Source organism: Bowmanella sp. JS7-9, assembly GCF_004329715.1.
In the GTDB taxonomy this organism is placed as follows: Bacteria; Pseudomonadota; Gammaproteobacteria; order Enterobacterales; family Alteromonadaceae; genus Pseudobowmanella; species Pseudobowmanella zhangzhouensis.
Genome location: NZ_JXSY01000005.1, coordinates 174,634 through 193,829 on the forward strand (window position 1 = coordinate 174,634; position 19,196 = coordinate 193,829).

General features: G+C 51.2%; 19 protein-coding genes. 11 read left to right on the forward strand and 8 right to left on the reverse strand.

What is annotated here, in order from left to right:
* Positions 1-446 precede the first annotated feature (446 nt).
* The 5 genes from leuA to TK45_RS03395 all read left to right on the forward strand — a co-directional run bounded on the left by leuA (position 447) and on the right by TK45_RS03395 (position 6,383).
* Positions 447-2,012 (forward strand): 2-isopropylmalate synthase, encoded by a 1,566-nt coding sequence (gene leuA, locus TK45_RS03375; RefSeq protein WP_131257220.1) that lies wholly within the window; start codon positions 447-449, stop codon positions 2,010-2,012.
* Positions 2,013-2,014: 2 nt separating this feature from the next.
* Positions 2,015-3,109: a 3-isopropylmalate dehydrogenase gene (gene leuB / locus TK45_RS03380; RefSeq protein WP_131257221.1), complete on the forward strand. Its 1,095-nt coding sequence runs from the start codon at positions 2,015-2,017 to the stop codon at positions 3,107-3,109.
* A gap of 3 nt (positions 3,110-3,112) precedes the next feature.
* The gene (gene leuC / locus TK45_RS03385) at positions 3,113-4,522 is read left to right on the forward strand and encodes a 3-isopropylmalate dehydratase large subunit (RefSeq protein ID WP_131257222.1); all 1,410 of its coding nucleotides are present in this window, start codon (positions 3,113-3,115) and stop codon (positions 4,520-4,522) included.
* Complete coding sequence (gene leuD / locus TK45_RS03390; protein ID WP_131257223.1) at positions 4,519-5,118, forward strand: 3-isopropylmalate dehydratase small subunit; 600 nt, start codon at positions 4,519-4,521, stop codon at positions 5,116-5,118. The genes leuC and leuD overlap by 4 nt, the downstream gene beginning before the upstream one ends.
* A 107-nt stretch (positions 5,119-5,225) precedes the next feature.
* Positions 5,226-6,383 (forward strand): HD-GYP domain-containing protein, encoded by a 1,158-nt coding sequence (locus TK45_RS03395; RefSeq protein ID WP_131257224.1) that lies wholly within the window; start codon positions 5,226-5,228, stop codon positions 6,381-6,383.
* Here TK45_RS03395 and TK45_RS03400 read toward each other — a convergent pair whose 3' ends face one another.
* Positions 6,384-7,406 (reverse strand): general secretion pathway protein GspB, encoded by a 1,023-nt coding sequence (locus tag TK45_RS03400; RefSeq protein ID WP_131257225.1) that lies wholly within the window; start codon positions 7,404-7,406, stop codon positions 6,384-6,386.
* Positions 7,399-8,310, reverse strand: a complete 912-nt coding sequence (locus TK45_RS03405) for an ExeA family protein (RefSeq protein WP_131257406.1) — start codon at positions 8,308-8,310, stop codon at positions 7,399-7,401. Before TK45_RS03405 ends, TK45_RS03400 begins: the two co-directional genes overlap by 8 nt.
* Positions 8,311-8,504: 194 nt before the next feature.
* On the opposite strand from TK45_RS03405, the gene TK45_RS03410 reads away from it, so the two are divergent.
* From TK45_RS03410 to srmB, 3 genes are all read left to right on the forward strand, one after another.
* Positions 8,505-8,732: a hypothetical protein gene (locus tag TK45_RS03410; protein ID WP_131257226.1), complete on the forward strand. Its 228-nt coding sequence runs from the start codon at positions 8,505-8,507 to the stop codon at positions 8,730-8,732.
* 36 nt (positions 8,733-8,768) lie between these two features.
* A complete protein-coding gene (locus tag TK45_RS03415; protein ID WP_131257227.1) occupies positions 8,769-10,007 on the forward strand; it encodes a multifunctional CCA addition/repair protein in 1,239 nt (412 codons plus the stop codon).
* Positions 10,008-10,076: 69 nt separating this feature from the next.
* Positions 10,077-11,297 (forward strand): ATP-dependent RNA helicase SrmB, encoded by a 1,221-nt coding sequence (gene srmB / locus TK45_RS03420; RefSeq protein ID WP_131257407.1) that lies wholly within the window; start codon positions 10,077-10,079, stop codon positions 11,295-11,297.
* Between the two features lie 18 nt (positions 11,298-11,315).
* On the opposite strand, the gene TK45_RS16415 is transcribed toward srmB, so the two are convergent.
* On the reverse strand, positions 11,316-11,816 hold the full coding sequence (locus tag TK45_RS16415; RefSeq protein WP_165490683.1) for a type II secretion system protein: 501 nt from the start codon (positions 11,814-11,816) through the stop codon (positions 11,316-11,318).
* A gap of 77 nt (positions 11,817-11,893) precedes the next feature.
* Here TK45_RS16415 and TK45_RS03430 point away from each other — a divergent pair, with 77 nt between their 5' ends.
* Genes TK45_RS03430 through hemW form a run of 3 tightly spaced genes read left to right on the forward strand, consistent with a single transcriptional unit; the run spans position 11,894 to position 14,505 of the window.
* Positions 11,894-12,739: a peptidylprolyl isomerase gene (locus TK45_RS03430; protein WP_131257229.1), complete on the forward strand. Its 846-nt coding sequence runs from the start codon at positions 11,894-11,896 to the stop codon at positions 12,737-12,739.
* A 24-nt stretch (positions 12,740-12,763) separates the two neighbouring features.
* Positions 12,764-13,366 (forward strand): XTP/dITP diphosphatase, encoded by a 603-nt coding sequence (locus TK45_RS03435; RefSeq protein WP_131257230.1) that lies wholly within the window; start codon positions 12,764-12,766, stop codon positions 13,364-13,366.
* Positions 13,363-14,505, forward strand: coding sequence for a radical SAM family heme chaperone HemW (hemW, locus tag TK45_RS03440; RefSeq protein WP_131257231.1), 1,143 nt, complete (start codon positions 13,363-13,365; stop codon positions 14,503-14,505). The genes TK45_RS03435 and hemW overlap by 4 nt, the downstream gene beginning before the upstream one ends.
* Here the strand turns inward: hemW and TK45_RS03445 are convergent.
* The 5 genes from TK45_RS03445 to TK45_RS03465 form a co-directional block, all read right to left on the reverse strand.
* Positions 14,488-15,276, reverse strand: coding sequence for a DUF2884 family protein (locus TK45_RS03445; protein ID WP_131257232.1), 789 nt, complete (start codon positions 15,274-15,276; stop codon positions 14,488-14,490). The genes hemW and TK45_RS03445 overlap by 18 nt on opposite strands.
* 91 nt (positions 15,277-15,367) lie before the next feature.
* Entirely contained in the window at positions 15,368-15,877 is a 510-nt protein-coding gene (locus TK45_RS03450; RefSeq protein ID WP_254426534.1) for a DUF1566 domain-containing protein, read from the reverse strand.
* Positions 15,877-17,577: a DUF1566 domain-containing protein gene (locus TK45_RS03455; protein ID WP_131257233.1), complete on the reverse strand. Its 1,701-nt coding sequence runs from the start codon at positions 17,575-17,577 to the stop codon at positions 15,877-15,879. Before TK45_RS03455 ends, TK45_RS03450 begins: the two co-directional genes overlap by 1 nt.
* Positions 17,578-17,639: 62 nt before the next feature.
* The gene (locus TK45_RS03460) at positions 17,640-18,113 is read right to left on the reverse strand and encodes a PAS domain-containing protein (protein WP_131257234.1); all 474 of its coding nucleotides are present in this window, start codon (positions 18,111-18,113) and stop codon (positions 17,640-17,642) included.
* Positions 18,110-19,108 (reverse strand): response regulator, encoded by a 999-nt coding sequence (locus TK45_RS03465; protein WP_131257235.1) that lies wholly within the window; start codon positions 19,106-19,108, stop codon positions 18,110-18,112. Before TK45_RS03465 ends, TK45_RS03460 begins: the two co-directional genes overlap by 4 nt.
* Positions 19,109-19,196 lie beyond the last annotated feature (88 nt).

Consider the following 19,196-nt stretch of genomic DNA (forward strand, 5'->3'; position numbering starts at 1 on the left):
TGCTACCAATAAAAGGCTTCAGCAACCATCTCATGCAGTTAGCGCTAAACTCTATTGGATAAACACAAGCATATTCAAGCATTTAAGCGACACTTCCTGTTCTGATTTAGATTCAAACGTTCAAAAGATTGGACGACCTACCCCGGTTAAAAACCCGCACTTCATTAAAAACTCACTTTTTTAGGATAAAACCACCTTAAAGGGTTGTTTTAGCCCCCTTAAACGGGTAAAACTATCTCCAGCAAAAAACACCAGATTCGATACCATGAAAATTCAACGCATTGCTCTTCTTCTACTCCTAATGGCAGCAAGACTGCACGGGTAGACTGTAAGCAATAGCGACAGTTTTCGACAAAAACCCGTGCACCGCACGGGTTTTTTCATATCTGGCTTGGCGAAATATTTATCCTAATTTATCAATAATGGCGAACACAGGAGTAAGGGCAATGAATGACAGGGTATTGATATTTGATACCACCTTGCGTGATGGCGAGCAGGCGCTGCCAGCGAGCCTCACCATGAAAGAGAAAGTACAAATTGCCCTGGCTTTGGAACGACTCGGCGTCGACATTATTGAGGCCGGTTTCCCGGTATCCTCACCCGGCGATTTTCAATCGGTGCAGGCCATCGCTCGCCAGGTAAAGAATTCAGTCGTCGCGGGTTTATCCCGCGCAGTCGATGCAGATATCGATGCCTGCGGTGAAGCATTAAAAGTCGCCGAACGCTTTCGAATCCATACGTTTATTGCGACCTCCGCTATCCACGTGGACAGCAAATTACGTAAATCTCAGGATGAAGTGGTCGACATGGCCGTGCGCGCCATCGGCCGGGCTCGTCGCTATACCGATGACGTGGAGTTTTCCTGTGAAGACGCCGGCCGTACCCATATCGACTATCTGTGCCGTATGGTCGAAGCCGCAATCAACGCTGGGGCAACTACGGTAAATATTCCGGATACGGTCGGTTATACCATTCCCAGTGAATTTGGTGGCATTATCCACAACCTGTTTAACCGGGTACCCAATATCGATAAAGCGGTAATTTCTGTGCATTGTCATAACGATTTGGGCCTGGCGGTGGCCAACTCGCTGGCGGCGGTCGAGCATGGTGCACGGCAAATTGAATGCACTATCAATGGTATTGGTGAGCGCGCTGGCAACTGTTCACTGGAAGAAGTGGCGATGATCCTGAAAACCCGTGAAGCGCTGGTGGGTCTGCGTACCGGGATTAACTCACAGGAAATCTATCGCACCTCCAAACTGGTCAGCCAATTGTGCAATATGCCTGTACAGGCCAATAAAGCCATTGTTGGCAGCAATGCATTCAGCCATTCCTCAGGGATCCATCAGGATGGGGTTTTAAAAGCGCAAAATACCTACGAAATCATGACGCCGGAAAGCGTCGGCATTAATAAAAACACCCTGAATCTGACCTCCCGCTCCGGTCGCCATGTGATTAAACACCGCATGCAGGAACTGGGTTATCAGGAGTCGGATTACGATTTAGACACGCTGTACAGCAATTTTCTGGCACTGGCAGATAAGAAAGGCCAGGTGTATGACTACGATCTGGAAGCACTGGTGTTTTTCGACCAGCAAAAACACCAGCAAGCCCGCTATGAATTAACCTATTTACAAGCTAACGCAGGACGCAATATCGTGCCCAGCGCCACGGTTAAATTACGTATCGGCGAGGATCAGGAAGTGACAGCTACGGCGGTAGGCAATGGTCCGGTGGACGCGGCATTTAATGCGATTATTCAGGCGACCGGCGTGAGCGACATTGACATCGTTGACTTTAAACTGGACTCAAAAGGCGAAGGCGCCGATGCGCTGGCACAGGTAAGCGTGGTTGCCGAATACCATGGTCGCCGTTTTCACGGTATTGGCCTTGCCACCGATATTGTTGAGTCCGGGGTCAAGGCATTGATCTTCGTGCTGAATAACACCCATATGGCCGACCAAATTGATATCCAGCGTCAGCAATCTGGCCTGAAAATTAGCGGAGTATAAGGATGAGTAGTTTTAATATCGCAGTCTTGGCCGGCGATGGAATCGGCCCTGAGGTCATGGCCGAAGCCGTCAAAGTACTGCGTTGTATCGAACAAAAATTTAATCTGTCGTTTACCTTAAACGCATTTGATGTAGGCGGCTGCGCTATCGATAAGCATGGCCATGCCCTGCCCGCTGCCACTTTGGCAGGCTGTGAAGCCGCACAGGCCATTTTATTTGGCTCAATTGGCGGCCCCAAATGGGATGCGCTGCCACTGGAACAACGTCCGGAACGCGCTGCACTGTTAACCCTGCGTAGTCATTTCGATTTATTCGGCAATTTGCGTCCTGCCAAAATCTATCCCGGCCTGGAAGCCTTATCACCACTTCGTGCAGACATTGCCGCCAGCGGATTTGATGTATTAGTGGTGCGTGAACTAACCAGTGGGATTTATTTCGGTCAGCCCAAGGGATTAAGCGGCGAAGGCGAAGAACAATACGCCTTCGATACCATGCGTTATAGCCGTCGTGAAATTCGCCGAATTGCGGTTGCTGCATTCGAAGCGGCGCGTTTGCGTGGCAAAAAAGTCACCTCCGTAGACAAAGCCAATGTCCTGGTGTGCAGCCGTTTATGGCGTGAAGTGACTGAAGAGGTTAGCAAAGATTATCCGGATGTGACGCTGGAACATATCTATATAGACAACGCAACTATGCAACTCATTCGCTACCCGAACCAATTCGATGTATTGCTGTGTTCCAACCTGTTTGGCGACATTATCAGTGACGAATGCGCCATGATCACCGGTTCGATGGGGTTATTACCATCTGCCAGCATCAATGCCGACGGGTTCGGGTTATATGAACCGGCCGGCGGCAGTGCACCGGATATCGCAGGTAAAGGCCTCGCCAATCCACTGGCACAAATTTTATCTGCGGCGATGTTGCTACGCTACAGCCTTAACCAACAGGAGGCGGCGGATGCGATTGAACAGGCCGTGCTGGCAACCCTGGCCAGTGGCGTACTGACCGCAGAATTACTCGCCCCCGCCGAGCGCCATCTGGCGAAATCCACTGCCGACGTCGGTGACGCGGTATGTCATCATATTTTGGAGCTGTAACCCATGGGAAAAAGCTTATTTGATAAAGTCTGGGATGCCCATATCGTCAGCCAAAACGGCGATGATTGTCTGTTGTATATCGATCGGCATTTGATTCATGAAGTAACGTCACCACAGGCCTTTGCCGGCTTGAACGACAAAGGTCGCAAGGTACGTCGCCCGGATCGCACGTTTGCGACCATGGACCATAGTATTTCTACTCGCTCACTGGCGCTGGATGCCTGTGGCCCCACCAATGCCCTGCAACTGCGCACCCTGATGCAAAACTGCGAAGCACATGGTATCTCGCTTTATCCGGTTGGCCATCAGAAACAAGGCATCGTGCATGTTATTGGCCCGGAGCGCGGCTTGATTCTGCCCGGAATGACAGTGGTGTGTGGTGATTCTCACACGGCCACCCATGGTGCATTTGGCGCATTGGCGTTCGGTATCGGTACCTCTCAGGTTGAGCACGTGCTGGCCACTCAAACCTTGAAACAGGTCAAACCGAAGAGCATGAAAATCGAGGTCAACGGCGAGCTGGGTCTGGGCGTTACCGCCAAAGACATTATCCTCGCAATTATCGGCAAAATCGGTCACGCCGGCGCCACTGGCCACGTCATTGAATACGCCGGCAGTGCCATTGAAGGCTTGTCCATGGAAGCGCGCATGACCATCTGCAATATGAGCATCGAAGCCGGTGCCAAGGCAGGCATGATTGCTCCTGATGCCGTCACATTCGCGTACCTGCAAGGACGTGAATTTGCCCCTCAAGGCCATAGCTGGCAACAGGCACTTGAATGGTGGCAGAGTTTACCCAGCGATGCCGACGCTCATTTCGATTCCATCGTCCGCTTAGACGCGGCAGATATTGCCCCTCAGGTCACCTGGGGCACCAATCCAGGTCAGGTGAGTTCAGTAACAACACCTGTGCCCGCACCACAGGATTTCAGCGACGAGGTAGAACAAACCTCCTGTCAAAAAGCGCTCACTTATATGGGCTTAACCCCGGGGCAGCATCTCACCGATGTAGCGGTCAGCCACGTGTTTATTGGCTCCTGCACCAACAGCCGCATCGAAGATTTGCGCGCCGCAGCAGACATCGCCAAACGTGGCCGCGTCGCCAGCAGCGTAACTGCGATTGTAGTGCCGGGTTCCAACGAAGTGAAACAGCAGGCCGAAGCGGAAGGGTTAGATCAAATTTTCCTGCAAGCCGGATTCGAATGGCGCTTACCGGGCTGTTCCATGTGTCTAGGCATGAATGATGATATCCTCGGCCCGGGCGATCGCTGTGCATCCACCAGTAACCGGAACTTCGAAGGCCGTCAGGGGCGCGGAGCCCGCACCCATTTAGTCAGCCCGGCAATGGCTGCTGCGGCTGCGCTGCACGGACATTTTGTTGACGTCAGAACGTTAAACGGGAGTCACTCATGAGTGGATTTACTCAGCACAGCGGAATCGCTGTACCTTTAGATATGGCCAATGTGGATACCGATCAGATTATTCCCAAGCAGTTTCTGACGTCAGTCAGCCGCAGTGGTTATGGTAAACATCTTTTCCATGACTGGCGCTATCTGGATGCCAACGAGCAACAGCTTAATCCTGACTTTGTACTCAATCGTCCCGAGTACCAGGGTGCCTCTGTTTTGTTAACCCGGCAGAATTTTGGTTGTGGCTCGTCGCGGGAACACGCGCCCTGGGCGTTAACTGACTATGGCTTTAAAGCGGTGCTGGCCAGCAGCTTTGCCGACATTTTTTACGGCAATTGTATCAACAACCAATTGCTGCCTGTGGCGTTGAGTGTGAATGAAATTGACCAGTTATTTTCCTATCTGGCAGCGTCCCCGCAGACCCAATTGCAAATTGATCTGGTGGCGCAACGTGTCACCTGCGGCCCGCTCCACTTTAACTTTGAAATAGACCCTGCCCACAAAAACACGTTGCTTAAAGGGCTGGATGCGATTGGCCAAACGCTGGAAGAAATCGCCGCGATTGAAGGTTATGAACACGCCCTGCCAGTTTGGCGCTAACACCGGATAATATTTACTCTTTTTTGCAGCCTGTACTTGACCAACAGGCTGCAATTTCCAATAGTTACAGGCGAATAAACTGAGGTTACTTAGGGGTTTGAGTAAACATGCTGCAAGATGTGCAGATTGATCATCTGGTAAAAGGAATGTTTGTTACCCGCATTACGGATCACGTAAAGCCGATTAAACTGGCTTCGCCCGGCATGATCCGTAGTGGCGATGATATCGAACAGATGCGCAGCAATGGTGTGTTAGCGGTTGAAATCGATCTGTCCCGTAGTGTGCACCAAACTCCGGACGACGTGTTATTTCAACCTAACGAGGAAGATATCGCTGACTTCCAGTCGCAAATGCAAGCCGCTATGGAAGTATATGAGCAGGTCAAAGAGCGTCATTCTATCTTTTTAGAGCGTATCGCCGCGCAAAAAACCATCGACGTTAATCTGGTCGGCGAATTATCCGGTCAGATTGTTGATGCGGTATTCGACTCACCCGATGCCATGTGTGTCATTGCCCAGCTCAAACAAGCCGAGCAATATATTCTCGATCACTCGGTGAATTGCGTCATTCTGACCACTGTGCTGGCTAAAAAATTGAAGCTATCACGGGATGATATTTACCAATACGGCTTAGGCGCGATGATTATGGACATTGGTATGGCTCGCCTGCCTTTGTTACTAACCCATAAATTTGGGGAACTTAACGACAAAGAAGCCCGCCAAATGCGACAGCACGTGGAGTGGGCGGTCGAGCTTGCCGAACAATCGGATTGTGTCACCGAACTGGGGATCAATTTAATCCGCCAGCATCATGAACGCTTAGATGGCAGTGGTTATCCGGGCGGTTTACGCGGTGAACAGGTGTCACTGGGGGCGAGACTGGTCGCAGTGGTAGACACATTCGACGCCCTAACCACCAGTCGTCCCTTCAGAAATGGATTTAATAACTCAGAGGCGTTCAGGATTATGCGCGAGGAAGAAAAAGAGACACTGGATCAGTCTCTGGTCTCACTGTTTGTCTCTCATATGGGCAGTTACCCCACTGGCAGCATGGTCAAGCTGTCCAATAATCTGATAGGGGTAGTATTCCGGCAAATACCCGACCATCCGGATCGCCCTATGGTGATGGTGATTTTCGATACGGAGAAAAAGCGGGATGTTCCTCCCCATGTAATAAACCTGATGCGTGAGCCGGATGTACACATTATCGATGCCATGGAAAACAAAGATGGTACGGCCGGACTCATGAAATTTATCCGCGGTTAGTTACCAGTCCGTCAGGGCATTGAGGCTAAAGCGATTGCCCTGATAACTCATAATCACCTTTTGCGGCGTGATCTCCAGCAGTTGTAGCTTGTCGGTCAGCCATTCACCCTCGTGTAATTCTACGCCATTAACCCGCACCCAGCGGCCCTCAGGGTCGGATGCGTACATGTGGGTAGAAAACTGCATGCGGGGCAACGCGGTTAAGATCCAGGCAGGTAACTGATCCACTCTGGGTACCGTGTTGGCAGCAGGAGCAGTCGGCACGGTATTATCCGCCGGTTCATCACTGACCGCTTTGACAGCTTCGTTGAAGCGTGCCAGCAGCTCTGGATCCACCTCATCCGCCATGTCATTGCCTTGAGCTTGTTGCTCAGCTGCGGAGCTCTGAACTTCGGACTGTGTAGCTGTCTCTGCCGGCGGAGACGACACAATAGGGGATTCTTCATTGGTTTCGCTGGCAGACGCAACCGGCCCGCCAGTTTGTTCACCCGTTGTCTGTGCTGGCACTGCGGTTTTCTCGTCTGTGCCCTGCGCTGAGTCGCTGAGTGCCGATAACTGCGATTCCGCTTGTTCCGCCTCCTGCGTTATCGGCAACGCACGGTTTGGCCAGTCACCCCGCAAGATAAACTGTGACACGACCGCCAGTGCCGCACCGACCAGCAACCCACTGCCAATGCGCAGGGCGTAGAATTTGGTTTCGTTCCATGCTTCCTGCCACTGAGAGGGGATGTCGGCAATGGAAGGCAAAAATAAGCTGCGGTTAAATTGCTCGGACTGGGTGTGCTGTACATGGTGCTGCCGACTCACCAGCTTATGGTTAGGTGACAACACTGGCGCGCCATCGATCTCAACGGTTTGTTCCGGGTCGATTTCTACCTCTGTTACGCCCATTTCACGCAGACCATTAACCATATCCACACTGGTGACTAGACCTGATTTCTTAATCGCTACCGGCCCCTGTTGTTGGCTGATCGCAATTATCACCATACCAGGCTGCAACGCATCAATGCTGACTTTATGCATACCACTGCCCTGCCATAAATCCGGCCAACAACGCACCGAAAAACGCTACTTTGCCCATTGCGCTGCGATGTTTGGCAAGACGCTGCTCAACCACATCGGGCCCCAATACCTGATTCGCGGCGGCGTTAAATACCCGCTGGCTGACCTGCCGTTCCTGGCGGGGAAACGCCAGTGTTAGTGCGCGGTCGCACAACAGATTCATCACTCTCGGGATCCCAGCGGAAATTTCATAGGCAAGGATGATGGCCTGGGGACTGAAAATCCCGGCATGACCGTGTACCACGCCCAATCGGTGGCCGATATAGTCGCGTACCTCAGCCTTATCCAACGGCATCAGGTGATACCGCGCAGTGATACGCTGGGCTAACTGACGTAATTCATTACGCTTTAGCAATAGCTGTAATTCTGGCTGACCAATCAATACCACTTTCAGCAGTTTTTCACGGTCGGTTTCCAGATTGGTTAACAGACGCAACTGCTCCAGCACTTCAGGCTGAAGGTGCTGCGCTTCATCAATGATCAGCACAGTATTGATAGAATTACTGTGGTTGCTCGCCAGCTTTTTAAGGATTAGGTCAGTAAAGTATTTCAGACTGGCCTTTTTCACCACGTAACGAATTTTAAGTTCATCACATACCGTGGCGAGTAATTCCATTGCGCTCAACGTTGGATTGAGAATCATCGCCACCTGGGTATTAGCGGGTAATTGCTGCAGCAATTTGCGAGATACGGTGGTTTTGCCCGTCCCCACCTCACCGGTCAGCATGACAAAGCCACCGGTTTCTCTTAAGCCAAAATTCAAATGCGCCAACGCCTCTTTGTGGCGTGGACTCATATACAAAAAATCCGGATTAGGTGCGATGGAAAAAGGGTTATCGGTCAGCCCGAAATAACTTAAATACACAAACACGGCTACGTTACTGGTGAATAACGCCAAACTATCCGGTGTGGATGCGGAAGTCAAAGCGCATTTACTGTCATGAAAATGTCGCAGGCATTACATAAATTCGACATCAAAATCTAATAGCCTTATAATTCGCCACCCAAAATTACCATTTGGGCATTTTTTAACCAGATTAACTCAAGAAGGAACAAGGAATGTTAAGACTTGTATTGATCGTCCTCGCCGTCTGTTTAGCGGGCTTTTTTCTGCTCCCTACCAATACGTTTTGGGTCATCATGACCTGTTTGGCTGAACTGACCAGCGCGATTACTGTGTGTGCCCTGCTATTTTTCGTATGGTTACTGGCTCCCTGGAAAATTCTCAAGAAGCCAGTGCATGTTAAGCAGGCAGAACCACAAACATTTATCCCCAAAGAAAATTAAGTCACAATGACCCTATCGTTGTGAATAGGGTATGGCATGCAAATTTATCTGGTCGGCGGCGCAGTTCGCGATAAGTTACTTCATTTGCCCGTTAAGGATAAAGACTGGGTAGTTGTGGGTGCCTCTTCTGAGCAAATGCTGGAACAGGGCTTTATTCAGGTAGGAAAAGACTTCCCGGTTTTTTTACATCCCCAAAGTAACGAAGAATATGCCCTTGCTCGCACCGAGCGTAAAACTGGCACCGGATATACCGGTTTTAGTTGCGACACCTCCAAAGACGTCACCCTCGAATTAGATTTACTGCGCAGGGATCTGACAATCAATGCCATGGCAGAGGATGAAACCGGCAAAATTATCGACCCTTACGGCGGTTTGCGTGATCTGCAGGACAAAATTCTGCGTCATGTTTCTCCCGCCTTTAGCGAGGATCCATTACGGGTTCTGCGCGTCGCACGCTTCGCTGCCCGTTTTCATCATCTGGGTTTTCGCATCGCCGGCGAAACGATCAACTTAATGAGTGATATCGCTCAACATGGTGAACTCAATACGCTCAGCCCGGAGCGGGTATGGCAGGAGACCGCCCGTGCTCTGGGCGAACACGACCCACATATCTACTTTGATGTACTCCACCGCTGTGACGCGTTGGAATACTGGTTTATGGAGCTGGATAGATTATGGGGCGTGCCCAATCCTGCCATGTGGCATCCGGAAATCGACACAGGAGTGCACACTCTGATGGTGTTAGAGCAGGCCTGTCAGCTGAGCGACAAGCTCAGCGTACGTTTCGCTGCACTGGTGCATGATGTGGGTAAAGGCCTGACTCCCGCGCAGCGCTGGCCGTCCCACCGTGGTCACGAAACCCTCGGGTTGCAGGCCATTCGCGATTTGTGCGAGCGCATCCGCGCACCAAACGAATGCCGTGATCTGGCGCTGCTGGTCAGCGAATATCACAGCCATGTGCATCGTGCATTCGAATTACGCCCCGCCACCCTGCTGAATTTATTCGACAGTGCCGATGCCTGGCGTAAACCACAACGCTTCGACGATTTCCTCACTGCCTGCCGTGCCGATGCCCGTGGCCGTAGCGGATTTGAGTCTACCCCGTATTTGCAGGCTGATTACGTCCGGCAGGCGTTTAATATAGCCAGCGCAGTTGAGGTAAAAAGCATTATTGACGCTGGTTATCAGGGCAAACAGATTCGCGAGCAACTGGATATTGCCCGTATCGCCGCGTTGAACGACTTTAAGCACAGCTGGCAACAAACCCATCATTAGACGCTTTTTACTGCGAAGCGTCGCGGCTTCCTCTATAATTGCGGCCAATTTCAATTAGTTAATATTATGATGTTTGATCAACTCGAACTAGACGAAAGCCTGTGTCAGGCCGTGGCCGAAATGGGCTACAAAACTCCCACCAGTATCCAGCAGCTCACCATTCCAGCCGCGATGGAAGGTAAAGATATTCTGGCCTCTGCCCCCACGGGTACCGGTAAGACCGCGGCATTTTTGCTGCCCGCGTGTCAGTTCCTGCTGGATTTTCCTCGTATGGAGCCTGGCTCAGCGCGAGTATTGATCTTAACCCCCACCCGCGAACTGGCGGTGCAGGTATATGAACAAGCCCAAGCCATCACCCGCCATACCGATCTGGTCTGTGGCGTAATCACTGGCGGCATCAACTACGGCACAGACAGAGATACCATTGAGAGCCAACCGGACATTCTGGTCGCCACCCCAGGCCGTTTGTTTGAGCATATCGAAAAAGAATTATTCGATTGCCGTAATATCGAAATGCTGATTCTGGATGAAGCGGATCGCATGCTGGATATGGGTTTCTCACCTATTGTGAACCAGATTTCCGCAGAAGCGCGCTGGCGTAAACAAAGCATGCTGTTCTCTGCCACGCTGGAAGGCCGCGGCATCAAGCGTTTTGCCGAGGAACTGCTGAATGAGCCCGTGCTACTGGAAGCCAATCCTAGCCGCAAAGAACAAGGCAAAATCCATCAGTGGATCCATCTGGCTGACGACGCTGAACACAAATACCAGTTACTCAAACACATTCTGACTGAGCAGGTCGAGGTAGGGATTGTGTTCGTGAAGACCCGTGACCGTCTGATGGAACTGCGTTCAAAGCTGGACTCAGACCAGATCCGCTATTGTTTCCTGCAGGGCGAGATGCCGCAGGACAAGCGTCTGGCCGCCATCGAAGCGTTCAAGCAAGGACGCATCAATATTCTGCTTGCCACGGACGTTGCGGCGCGGGGTATTGATGTAGCCAATATCAGCCATGTAATTAACTACGATATGCCGCGCACCGCCGACGTGTATGTACACCGCATTGGTCGTACTGGCCGGGCTGGTAACAAAGGTACGGCGATTTCACTGGTTGAAGCCCATGATGTGGATATTCTGGGTAAAATCGAGCGATACACTGAGCAAAAGCTTAAGCGTCGCGTCATTGACAGCCTGCGCCCTAAGCACAAAGAAGCTAAAGCCTCGGTTAAGAAGAAAAAAGCCAAGAAAAAAGGCGCAAAAAAAGCCGTTAAGAAAACGGCTCCGAAAAAGTAATTCCTGCGCCGGGTGAGCTTAGAAGTTAATGCTCACCTGGCCAGAATTTGAGTCATAATCCACCGTCAGCAAATTATTCGCGACCAGCGTGTAGGTGCAATTATTGGCGCCGTTATAGGTTGCTTCGACCTGCGCTGATTGATCACCTTCAACCTTAAAATCCCCGCTGTCTAACACCGCGCGCCATACATCGATGCAATCGGCTTCACTATTTAATGTAAGACTGACACCTCGGGTGTCGGCGGGATAGCCTGCTGCATTAACGCTTAAATCGCCACCTGCAACGGGATCGCTAATGGCAATAAAATTTAGTTGCGCCTGATTATTACCGCTGATTAGCCATTTGTAATGCACCTGATTCACCCCATCCCTGAAGGCGGCACCGACTGCCTTAAAACTGGCGGTGCGCGCATCACTACTGATGTCTACAAACTTAGGCGCGGCGACCACCGCCAGAATACCCAAAATTACGATAACCACGATCAACTCGATCAGGGTAAAACCTTTTGACTTCAACACCTTGCGCTTCCTATTCTGGTGAACAACGATGCTAATCTACCCTACTCAAACTTAGGCAACAATAAAAAAGGATCCCCATGAAAAAAGTTTTCCTGTTACTTAGCCTGCTCAGTGGTCACGTGCTGGCTAATGACAATGACTGGTACACACCACCTGCTGATAATCTGGTGTATCTGCAATTAGAACAAGGGCCGGTAATCATTGAATTAGCGCCATTTGCCGCACCTAACCATGTTAAACAATTCAAAAACCTGGTCGACAGCGGGTTTTATGATGGTCTGGATTTCTATCGGGTCATAGACGGGTTTGTGGCACAGGCCGGCGATGTGAGTGAAACCCGCACGTCTGATTTTAATCAGCCACTCAAAGCAGAGGTGGCCGTTGTGTCAGACACCAACTTGTTGCAGGTAGAGCAAAAGCCCGCTTTTTTCGCAGATGAAACCGGTTATTGGCAGGGCTTCCCTGCGGCGCGCGACCAACAAAGCAATGAACATTGGCTGACACATTGCCCGGGCACTGTAGCCATGGCACGGAGTACTGAGCTTAACTCAGGTGCCAGCGATTTTTATGTGGTAATTGGTCAGGCCCCGAGGCATTTGGATCGCAATATGAGCGTATTTGGCCGGGTTATCTGGGGTATGCCATTGTTACAGGCGTTGCCACGCGGTGAACTTGCTAACGGTGGCGTCATCGATGACCCTGGCAAACGCGGTAAGATCATTAGCGCTAAGTTGGGCGATAAACTGGCAGACACCGACATACTGCTCATTGAGGTAGAACGCAGTAATGGTGAGTCAGTGCAAAAGCGGCTGCAATCGGCACGCACTCGCGACAATCCATTTTTTTATTACAAAGGCGAAGGCAAGCTGGATATTTGCTATTATCCGCCGCGCACACGCCTGCTCAGTCAGGCCACTGAATAACGATTGAATTTTACAGGATCCTGCATGACACAACATATCGTATTGGCTACCGGCAATCAGGGTAAAGTCAACGAGTTAAGCGATTTGCTCGCGCCACTTGGCTTGAACGTCAGCCCACAAAGCCAGTGGCAGGTAGACGATGTGGAAGAAACCGGCAGCACCTTTGTAGAAAACGCCATTATTAAAGCCCGACATGCTGCTCGCATTACCGGATTGCCCTGTATAGCTGACGACTCTGGACTGGTAGTGGACGCATTAGGTGGTGCGCCGGGCATTTACTCGGCCCGCTATGCCGGTTTGCCCAGCAACGACAGCAACAATATTGATAAGTTACTGCAGGCATTACAGGGGATTGAGTCTGGCAAACGCAGCGCGAAATTTGTCTGTGTGTTGGTTTACCTGCGCCATGCAGACGATCCACTGCCGATTATCTGTCAGGGCCAGTGGCACGGGGAGATCCTGAGCGCTCGTCAGGGCGACGGCGGCTTTGGTTATGATCCGGTGTTTTGGGTGCCGGGCCACAACAAAACGGCTGCGCAACTGGAAAAGCCGGTAAAGAACCAGCTAAGCCATAGGGGACAAGCGCTTCAGCAACTCGTTAGCCTGCTACAAGCCGAGTCAGTATGATCGCGCCGCCGCTGTCCCTGTATATTCACATCCCCTGGTGTGTACAGAAATGCCCCTATTGCGACTTCAATTCTCACGGACAAAAGGCCGATTTACCGGAGAAAGCCTACATTGCCCATTTGCTGGATGATTTGGCCAATGACGTGTCGTTGGTGGGTAATCGTCACGTACACAGTATTTTTATTGGTGGTGGCACGCCGAGCCTGTTCAGTGCAGAGGGTATTGCTACCCTGCTGCATGGCGTAGCCCAACGAGTGAACCTTGCTCCCGATGCAGAAATTACCCTGGAAGCCAACCCAGGCACGCTGGAAACCGACCGTTTCCCGGGGTTTGTGGCCGCTGGCGTCAATCGTATATCCATTGGCGTGCAAAGTTTTCAGGGAGATAAACTGAAGCGCCTTGGTCGTATTCACGACAGTACTCAAGCATTAAACGCAGCCGGCTTTGCCCGCGCGGCGGGTTTACGCAGCTTTAATCTGGATTTGATGCACGGTTTACCGGAACAATCGCTGACTGATGCCATGTCTGATTTGGATCTGGCCATCGCCCAGCACCCACCTCATCTGAGCTGGTATCAGCTGACCATAGAACCCAATACCCAATTCGCCAGTAAACCCCCGCGCCTGCCAGAAGATGAGGTGTTGTGGGATATTCAGCAGCAGGGGCACGATAAACTGACTGCCGCAGGCTATCAGCAATATGAAATTTCGGCTTACAGCCAAGCTGGCATGCAATGTCAGCATAATCTCAACTACTGGCGATTCGGCGATTATCTGGGCATTGGTTGCGGCGCGCACGGCAAGATAACCTTGCCTGAAAAAGGCCAAATTTTTCGTACCGTCAAGGTCAAACATCCCAAAGGCTATATGGATCTGGCCCGCCCCTACATTGACGAGCAATGGCATATTGGCGCAGATGATTTGCCCTTTGAATTTATGATGAACCGCCTGCGCCTGACTGAACCCTGCCCAAAACAGGATTACGCGGCCTTTACCGGATTGAAACTGAGTCAGTTTGGCTTAGCGGATAAAATCGCCAAAGCGGTGGATTCAGGCTTGTTACTTGAGGATACAGACAGCTGGCAGGTCAGTGAACTGGGTCGGCGCTATCTGAATAATCTGCTAGAAACCCTTGTCTGAGCTGGGGATTGAATCATCCCCGGTAGTGATCATATTAAACGGCGCCAGCGCAGGAATTGCTACCCGCAGCGCCTCTTCTACTGAGTCCAGACGCTGTAGCTTGCCACAAAACCAACGGGCTTTTTTTCGCAGGATTTGTGCCTGCGGCCCCACCTGACGCTCAATTTCAGCCCCCATGGTATCGAAACTACTGAAGCCTTCGTTATCCCCATCACCCCGACTCAAGCCGCCGATGGCCGACAGCAGGCCGCCAATGGTGGTGTTAAACGCATGTTCCAGTTCAAGCTCGATCTCGGCTTCCATCAGTTCATCGACATTTTCCACACTGCGTGGCCCGATAAAAAAATTATCCCCTGCGCGTACATATTTAGTCATGACTTTCTCGCGCACTCGCTCGAGTGCTGCTTGCATGCGCTCGTAGTTACTTGAGCTTTCGCCCACCAGGTTCTGATACACATGCTGCACCGTCTCAATCGCCAGCTCAATGCCTTCGCTGGCCAGCGTCACCATCTTGGGAATGGTGTAACGTAATCCGCCTTCAAACTGTTGCAGCATTTGTGCTTCCCGGGCCGGTAATTCCACCAATCGGCCATCCACAATTAACTGGCCATTAGGATTAATCTGATAACGGGTTCGACCATCCTGCATCACTCGGATATGATTGTCCGCCACCAACACGCCCATCTCAAAATCCGCCGAGCAGGAAAAATCGGCGCGCGCACCGCCGCTTATCAGGACACCTAGCAGTAAAAACCAACGAGTATTTCGCACGTCACACAGTCTTCGGATGAATTTACAGGGGTTTTACACTAAACAAAGCGGCACTGACAAGCACCGCCAGATCAGGGGGGAGAAAAACAGGTTAATTCGCAATACGTACTAAACGAATGTAAGTAGCCAACTGCTTGTCCTTGAGCGCATTACTGCCACTATCAAACGCTACCACCCACGCCGCGTCCAGCTCGATTAATGACGGCGTACTGCTCCAGTAATCGTCCGCCGCGGTATTATCGAACACCTCAATATTAATCGAGGGGCGGGCGCACTGACGCTCCACCAGGGAGGCCAATTCCTTGATATTCGGTAACCGCCACCCTCTGGCATCCGCATAAATCAAACCATGGGCATATTGCAGCGCGCCCTGCCAGGTGTATTTGGTCGGATCGCCACTACACTGTTCATTGGTCGCATCCCAACTCTGTCCAACTGCACAACGCATCCACACCAACTGAGTGACGTTATCCCGCACCGTACCATTGTCGTACTGAATAAATCGATTAGTCGGGGTGGTTTCATCTATTTCATCAAAACAGGTAATGGCCAGACCGAGCGGACTGAACAGCGCTACACACAGCATGATTACGCCACGCATTATTGGCGCCCTCCCCGAACTAAACGAATATAAGCCGCACTGGCCTTGGGTAAAAAATTATCGTTGCCGCTATTAAAATCCACCGCCCAGGCGTTTTGCGCGGTACCTAAACTCCCTTCGGCACTGGAGACGCTGGTCCAGTACCACTGAGGAACTGTGGTGCTGTTTATCGCGTTAGGGAAATAGTTTTGGTCAATCAGTGGCGGCAGCGTTCGTCCGTAATGCACGATACTCAGCAGTTCTGCCACTGTGGGTAAGCGCCAATCGTAAGCGCCACACAGGCCCATGGCATTAACCGCCGTAATGTAACTACTGGTATCACAGGTACTGATGCCGCAACTGGCGGCACTGCCATTGGCGACGCCCTCGTATCCCCCGGTATTTGCAGTCTGAAACCAGGTGTAGCTTGCAGCATTATCCTGCACTGCATCGCCGGCTTGTTTCACTTCCCAAATCAAGCCCGTCAGGTTATCCCGCACACAGCGGGTCACGCCTCCGGTGACGTCTGTTTCATCACCGAGCATGTCAATGCGGGTGTAATCAAAGCCCCGATCCCCACGCCCGGCCTTAGCCAGCAAACCGTTCTGTGCCGCAGAGTCCCGGCCATTATCCGCATCCTGACCAGGAAAGGTGCTGACCGGCACGGTAAACGAACCGTCATTATCGGTGCGAATCGTCACGCCGGTGTCATTCAATCGCGCAATGGGCGCGGGCGTAACGACCACATCCACACTGTCGTCAACCTGATTACCCAATATATCGGTCACCTCGAGGGTAAACGTGGCAGAATCGGTGCTGCTGACTGTCGGCGCAATCGCATAGGTCTGGCTGGCAATATCATTGATTATTTGCGGCCGCAGCTGCGAGTCATTTAGCCACTGGTAACTCAATGGAAAAGCGTTAGGATTCACTGATGTAGCGCTGCCAGTCAGAAAAATAACATCGCCGCTTTGTACCTGCTGCGTTTGGCCGGCTGACACCGTAGGCAAGGTGTCACTGGCGGCATACACGTTCAGGCTGATCTCCGTGGTGTCCTGCGCGCCTTCCTGATCGGTCACGGTTAACAAAAACGTCAGGGTCGAAGCTGGGTCCTGTACCGGCGCGGTAAATTCCAGCACATCACTGCTCAGGCTCACCCCCTGAGTGACATCCGGGCCACTGGTTTGCTGCCAGTCGTAACTGGCAATGGGATCTAATCCGGTTGGAGGGTCAGCATCGACACTGCTGCTGGCATCCAGAATAATCGTTTCTCCTGCCGGATAGGTATTTTGAGCAAAGCCATCTATTTGATTTGCCTCAATCGCTGCGATCGGCGGCTCGTTGACTGGCACAATAGTTACCAGCACATCATCTGACGCTGTGTTGCCATTGCCATCGGTAACCGTCACGGTAAAACGGTAGGCACTGGGGCTTACCACTAAAGGCGCCTGAAAACTGGCATCCGCCACACTGGTATCGGCATGATTAATTGTCAGGGTTGGCGTCACTTGCCAGCGATAGGTGAGCGTCGTTGTTTGACCGCGACCACGAGCCGTCAACGCAACACTGGTTCTCTCGTTAACTGAGAAATCATCTGGAGCGATAACGTTTGCCAGCGGTGACTGGGGTTGATTGGTATCATTACTGTCGGCTTGCAGGCTTCCGCCACAACCACTAACCAGCATAAATGAAGATAACAAAAATACCCAAACTACGCGCATATCGTCAGATTATCCGTTTGAAACCCTGTATCTATATCGTCAGCAACAACCAAGCCTGAAGATTATTCTTGCAGTTCCAATGTCTCATTGAGTGCAACCTGCGCAGACTCCAGTGCTTTTTTGCCTGCCGCGACATCGGTCACATCGTAAATCATCATACAGATGGCATCGACTTCCCCTGTGGGGCTAACAATCGGCGACAATACGATGTTTTGGTACATGACTTCTTCGCTGCCGGTGATCGGACGGTAATTAGGAAACCGAATAAGATAGGTGGTTTGTTCCCACACAATAAAGGCGCGGCTTTTAAGATCAAATACGGGCCAGCATTTGCGCCGGAACCAGTCTTCATTGATTTCGGGAAATAATTCAAAAATGGATTTATCGCGCACATGAGATGGCAGTAAACCCGAATGACTTTCCATAAAACCATTCCAGACTTTGACCTGATAATCCCGATTTAGCACCACCAGCCCGACATCGACGTTTTGCAACAGAGTCATCATCCAGTGGAATTCCTGCATTTCTTCGTTCATGCCAGATCCTCCATAAAGTGCGCCAGTTTGGCGTTCATAATCTTCATAGACTCTTCCGTGATGAATAGTAATAAATCACAGTGAACACTGAAGCCCTCCAACCCGTAACTTAGCTCAATAGCCAGCGTGCGTCGCCAGCGGGCCTTATTGGTATTGATCAGATCGCGAATATTGTAATGCTGACCAAGAATGACCGGATGTCCCTGACTGAAATGCATGTCTAACTGTTCAGCCAACCCATTTAAGCAGGTACCAATCAGAATATTGGCGGCATCCATCATCACTTCGAGCTGTGTCTTGTCATCGATGTCGCCTTCAATGCCAAGAATCTGTGCCAGTTCGCCCACCCCGCTATCACTGAGGATAAACAGCGCCTCGCCACTAACACCCGGACCTACAAAGCCCTGACAAATACCGGACACCGATTCTTTCTCCTCGATATCCGTCAGCATCATGTGTAATTCAGACACTTCAATCAGATTGACATTGGGGATCGGCAACTCCACAAATACATTAAGCATCCGGGCTAAGTGATCACCTGCCTGCCCCATCGCGATGTTACTGATTTCCTGATAACAATCCCGGATTTGCGGATCTAAACCATCTAACTGCTTTTTCGGCTCATCTGTTTTGGTGTAGATATCAAATTTGGACAGCAATGACTGCAGAGTTTCTGCATTAACCGGCTTTTGAATAAAATCCAGCGCGCCCAGCTCTAGTACACGGTTATGCGCTTTGGGCTGAATATCTCCGGAGATGACAATGGTACGCGTAGGCAGCGCCTCTTCCTGAATATGTTTTAAGGTTTCATACCCATCCAACACCGGCATATTCAGATCAAGTAACAACAACTGGCCTTTGCCGGCGCGAATTTGCTCCAAGGCATCTTCACCATGTTTAGCGAAATGAATACTCACATCCCAGTCATCGGGCAGACATTTCGCTACCTGTTTGCGGGCAACCAGAGAATCATCACAGATTAAGACTGAAAACATGCAGTATTCCTGAACAACAAACTCAACATCCGTTTTCCTTTAGTGCCCGCCTCCGGCGGGCCAACCTCATTTTCACAGGCTAAAGCAT

Excerpts from the sequence above, each read along its gene's own strand:
- leuA (WP_131257220.1), top strand. The coding sequence starts at position 447 with ATGAATGACAGGGTATTGATATTTGATACCACCTTGCGTGATGGCGAG.
- leuB (WP_131257221.1), top strand. The coding sequence starts at position 2,015 with ATGAGTAGTTTTAATATCGCAGTCTTGGCCGGCGATGGAATCGGCCCT.
- leuC (WP_131257222.1), top strand. The coding sequence starts at position 3,113 with ATGGGAAAAAGCTTATTTGATAAAGTCTGGGATGCCCATATCGTCAGC.
- leuD (WP_131257223.1), top strand. The coding sequence starts at position 4,519 with ATGAGTGGATTTACTCAGCACAGCGGAATCGCTGTACCTTTAGATATG.
- TK45_RS03395 (WP_131257224.1), top strand. The coding sequence starts at position 5,226 with ATGCTGCAAGATGTGCAGATTGATCATCTGGTAAAAGGAATGTTTGTT.
- TK45_RS03400 (WP_131257225.1), bottom strand. The coding sequence starts at position 7,406 with ATGCATAAAGTCAGCATTGATGCGTTGCAGCCTGGTATGGTGATAATT.
- TK45_RS03410 (WP_131257226.1), top strand. The coding sequence starts at position 8,505 with ATGTTAAGACTTGTATTGATCGTCCTCGCCGTCTGTTTAGCGGGCTTT.
- TK45_RS03415 (WP_131257227.1), top strand. The coding sequence starts at position 8,769 with ATGCAAATTTATCTGGTCGGCGGCGCAGTTCGCGATAAGTTACTTCAT.
- srmB (WP_131257407.1), top strand. The coding sequence starts at position 10,077 with ATGTTTGATCAACTCGAACTAGACGAAAGCCTGTGTCAGGCCGTGGCC.
- TK45_RS03430 (WP_131257229.1), top strand. The coding sequence starts at position 11,894 with ATGAAAAAAGTTTTCCTGTTACTTAGCCTGCTCAGTGGTCACGTGCTG.
- TK45_RS03435 (WP_131257230.1), top strand. The coding sequence starts at position 12,764 with ATGACACAACATATCGTATTGGCTACCGGCAATCAGGGTAAAGTCAAC.
- hemW (WP_131257231.1), top strand. The coding sequence starts at position 13,363 with ATGATCGCGCCGCCGCTGTCCCTGTATATTCACATCCCCTGGTGTGTA.
- TK45_RS03450 (WP_254426534.1), bottom strand. The coding sequence starts at position 15,877 with ATGCGTGGCGTAATCATGCTGTGTGTAGCGCTGTTCAGTCCGCTCGGT.
- TK45_RS03455 (WP_131257233.1), bottom strand. The coding sequence starts at position 17,577 with ATGCGCGTAGTTTGGGTATTTTTGTTATCTTCATTTATGCTGGTTAGT.
- TK45_RS03460 (WP_131257234.1), bottom strand. The coding sequence starts at position 18,113 with ATGAACGAAGAAATGCAGGAATTCCACTGGATGATGACTCTGTTGCAA.
- TK45_RS03465 (WP_131257235.1), bottom strand. The coding sequence starts at position 19,108 with ATGTTTTCAGTCTTAATCTGTGATGATTCTCTGGTTGCCCGCAAACAG.